We start from the raw sequence: 3,453 nt of genomic DNA on the forward strand, positions 1-3,453 counted from the left end.
GCGGCATGGGTTGGGCTGAGCAGTTGAACACGGCCTGCGAACTCAGTGTCTAGGCGGCGTAATGTATCAATATTGTTATCAAACAGGGTAACGGTTGCCCGCATACCGACCGCAATTCGTGCGGCATTGGCACCAACCACACCGCCACCAAAAATCACCACATTCGCCGCAGGAATGCCCGGAACACCGCCAAGTAAAATGCCCGATCCCCCTTGTGATTTTTCCAGTGCATGTGCGCCTGCTTGTACCGCCATGCGACCGGCAACTTCAGACATGGGTGCTAAAAGCGGCAGACCACCGAGTGCATGGGTCACGGTTTCATAAGCAATACAAATTGCATCACTTTGCAGTAAAGCGTGAGTCTGTTCCATATCTGCTGCCAGATGGAGATAGGTAAAAAGCACCTGAGAGGGGAGAAGTTTGGTACGTTCTACTGTTTGTAGCTCTTTTACTTTGACAATCATCTCTGCATTTGCGAAAACATCATCTGAGGAAGAAACAATACGCGCTCCTGCAGCAATATAATCGGCATCAGTAAAACCGATCTGACTGCCTGCATGAGTTTGGACAAGGAGTTGATGGCCATGAACAGAGAGTTCTTTCACGCCAGCAGGAGTCATCCCAACGCGATATTCATGGTTTTTGATCTCTTTAGGAATACCAATAATCATCTGAGTACCTCGCGGTAAATGGTGTATAACGCTGAAGGTTTGTGAATCCTCTGTATATGTTGCTAGTATATAACGACTAAGTTGGTATGGTGTTTCTTTTTTGGGTTAGGATGCAGCATTAATTCACGCAAGGACGAAACGGGTGGAGTAAAATGACAGAGAATAAAAAGCGGCCAAGCAAAGATCTCGACAGAATAGATCGTAATATTCTGAATGAGCTACAAAAGGACGGGCGTATATCCAACGTTGAATTATCAAAGCGCGTCGGTTTATCACCCACTCCCTGTTTAGAACGGGTACGACGCTTAGAGCGTCAGGGTTTTATTAACGGTTATACGGCGTTATTAAACCCACATTATTTAGATGCATCTTTATTGGTATTTGTTGAAATAACCTTAAACCGTGGCGCACCTGATGTTTTTGAGCAATTTAATGCCGCCGTGCAAAAGCTTGAAGAGATCCAAGAGTGCCATCTGGTTTCCGGTGATTTTGACTACCTGCTGAAAACACGTGTACCTGATATGTCAGCGTACCGTAAGTTATTAGGTGAAACCTTACTGCGTTTGCCGGGTGTGAATGACACGCGTACTTACGTTGTAATGGAAGAGGTAAAACAGACCAATCGTTTGGTGATAAAGACTCGTTAAATAACAAGATGAGTATGAAGGGTGCAAAACTCGTTCAGCTTAGTTAAAATACTGGTCATTCATCCAGATCAAAACGCTCGAGCGGCTTGTGCCGCTCGGCGTATTTTTGGTCGTTAATATTGACTCCTGGAGAGACATTTTTGAGCCAGGTACTCGCAGAAAAAAAAGCTAGAACCAATAAGAAATTAAGTGGATTACACCGCATCATGGAAGCATTCTTGATTGTGGGTGTTATTTTTGCTGTCTATATGATGGTTGCGCTGCTTAGCTTTGACCCCTCAGATCCGAGCTGGTCGCAAGCTTCATGGCATGATGCAATACAAAATATTACCGGTGCGGTAGGGGCATGGGTTGCGGATACGCTGTTCTTATCGGTCGGGGTGCTTGCTTATACCGTGCCGCCTATTATGGTGCTTGCCGCATGGGTGATGTTCCGTCGCCGTAGCGATGATGAACCGTTTGATTTCCTAAATTTAGCATTACGCCTGATTGGTGTTGTGCTGCTGATTGGCGCATCTTGTGGGTTAGCCGCCATCAGTATTGATGATTTTTACTATTTCCCTTCCGGTGGGTTTATCGGTGCGGCTATCAGCAACTACAGCGTACCTTGGTTCTCGCAAATCGGCGCAACCTTAATTTTGTTGTGTGTCTGGGCATCGGCAGTGACCCTGTTTACCGGTTTGTCATGGCTGACGTTGGCCGAAAATATTGGTGCCGCAATTTTAAGTCCGGTGGCTTTCTTTTCGGGTGGTGGTACTCGCCGTCGTGAAATGCTGACGGAAAAAGCTGCGGCAGATAAAGCGGCACGTGAAGCGGATGATGCCGATTATGTTGATCAACAAGGTTATGATCATGAAGACGATGATGAATACCTTGATGATGAAGCGCTTGATGAGCAGGAAGAGCGTGCTGCAGCAAAGATAAAAAACAGTAAAAAGCAGCCGCAAAAAAATCAACAGCGCACGCGTGATCTTGATCTGCATGATAACTCATCAGAAGATGATGCCGATAAAGATGATATAGACAGTGATGATGTATTGCTGCAATCGCCACGTCGTGCGAAGAAAAATGCGGTGACAGAGACCACGAGCACGGATGAGTCAGCCACAAAAAAGCCTAAGATGGATGACAAGGATACTGTCATGCCATCTTTGCATGCTCACCGCACGGATGATGATATTTCACTCAGTACTCATACTGACACGGCAATGAAAGCGGTAGCACCGCCTTTATTTGACCAAGAGCCTGAGATAAATAACCTCAGCTTCAAAGAGCCAGAGATAAAATCTGCTGTTGCACCAGCATCTGTATTGGCTATGTCGTCAACAGCCGTTACTCCTTCGCAGGCCGCAACAATTCACGTTGATGATAGTCATGAGCAAGACAACTGGTTTGAGCCACAAGTCGATCTGGCTGGGCTTGACGCGCTTATGGCGATGGATCCCTCTCCAGTTCAGGCTGATATTCGCTCACCTGAAAAGGCAGCGGCATTTAACAGCCAAAGCATTAATCCGGGGTTGGATGAAGAGATCTCTCCATTTGGTTCAGCATTTTCTGATGCCTCATCAGCCGCCAGTATTGCAGGCAGTTCAGTTGCTGCAACGGTGACTTCAGTAGCTAGCGCGTCAAGTGGTAGCTCACCGTTTAGTTTCTCCGCGCACTCAGAGGCAGGTGATTCAAATATTAGCAGCAGTGCAGCAGGGGAGAACGACGATCTTCACGATGTATCCGCGCACAGTTTTAGCGCTCATCACGCTGATGATACTGATACCACCTATACACCGAAATCGCAGGTTAAGCCTAACGTACCTGAAATGCCGCGGCCAAATCCGGTTAAAATTCCAACCCGCCGTACATTAGCATCGCTGGGTATTAAACTGCCGTCTGAGCGTATTGCCGAGCAGCGTCAGCGTGAAATCGAGCAGCAAGAGCAAGAAAACTCTCAGAATAAGCAGATTGAAGATGCGCTAAAGCGCGAGAATCCGCTGATCCCTGGGGTTGAAGTGCCTACATTTTTTGCCCAGCAGCAAGATGATGATCTGACGAGTGCGTACTCGTTTACTGCGCGTGATGAAAGTGATACTCAACGCGTAACCGATCAGCATACGGCAACTCAATATGCAGCGGCCACAAAT

The 3,453-nt window shown here is 47.1% G+C and carries 3 protein-coding genes; 2 read left to right on the forward strand and 1 reads right to left on the reverse strand.

Annotated elements, in window-relative coordinates:
* A partial coding sequence (locus ACRC27_RS12415; RefSeq protein ID WP_438640010.1) for an alanine dehydrogenase occupies nt 1-671 on the reverse strand: 671 nt, incomplete at its 3' end.
* A 152-nt stretch (nt 672-823) separates the two neighbouring features.
* Between ACRC27_RS12415 and lrp the strand changes: the two genes are divergently transcribed.
* Both lrp and ACRC27_RS12425 read left to right on the forward strand, forming a co-directional pair.
* Entirely contained in the window at nt 824-1,318 is a 495-nt protein-coding gene (gene lrp / locus ACRC27_RS12420; protein ID WP_438624054.1) for a leucine-responsive transcriptional regulator Lrp, read from the forward strand.
* Between the two features lie 140 nt (nt 1,319-1,458).
* Nucleotides 1,459-3,453 (forward strand): DNA translocase FtsK 4TM domain-containing protein (locus ACRC27_RS12425; RefSeq protein ID WP_438640011.1); only part of this gene is annotated, 1,995 nt, incomplete at its 3' end.

It is taken from the genome of Plesiomonas sp. (genome assembly GCF_051650925.1).
Lineage (GTDB): Bacteria > Pseudomonadota > Gammaproteobacteria > Enterobacterales > CAMTGL01 > Plesiomonas.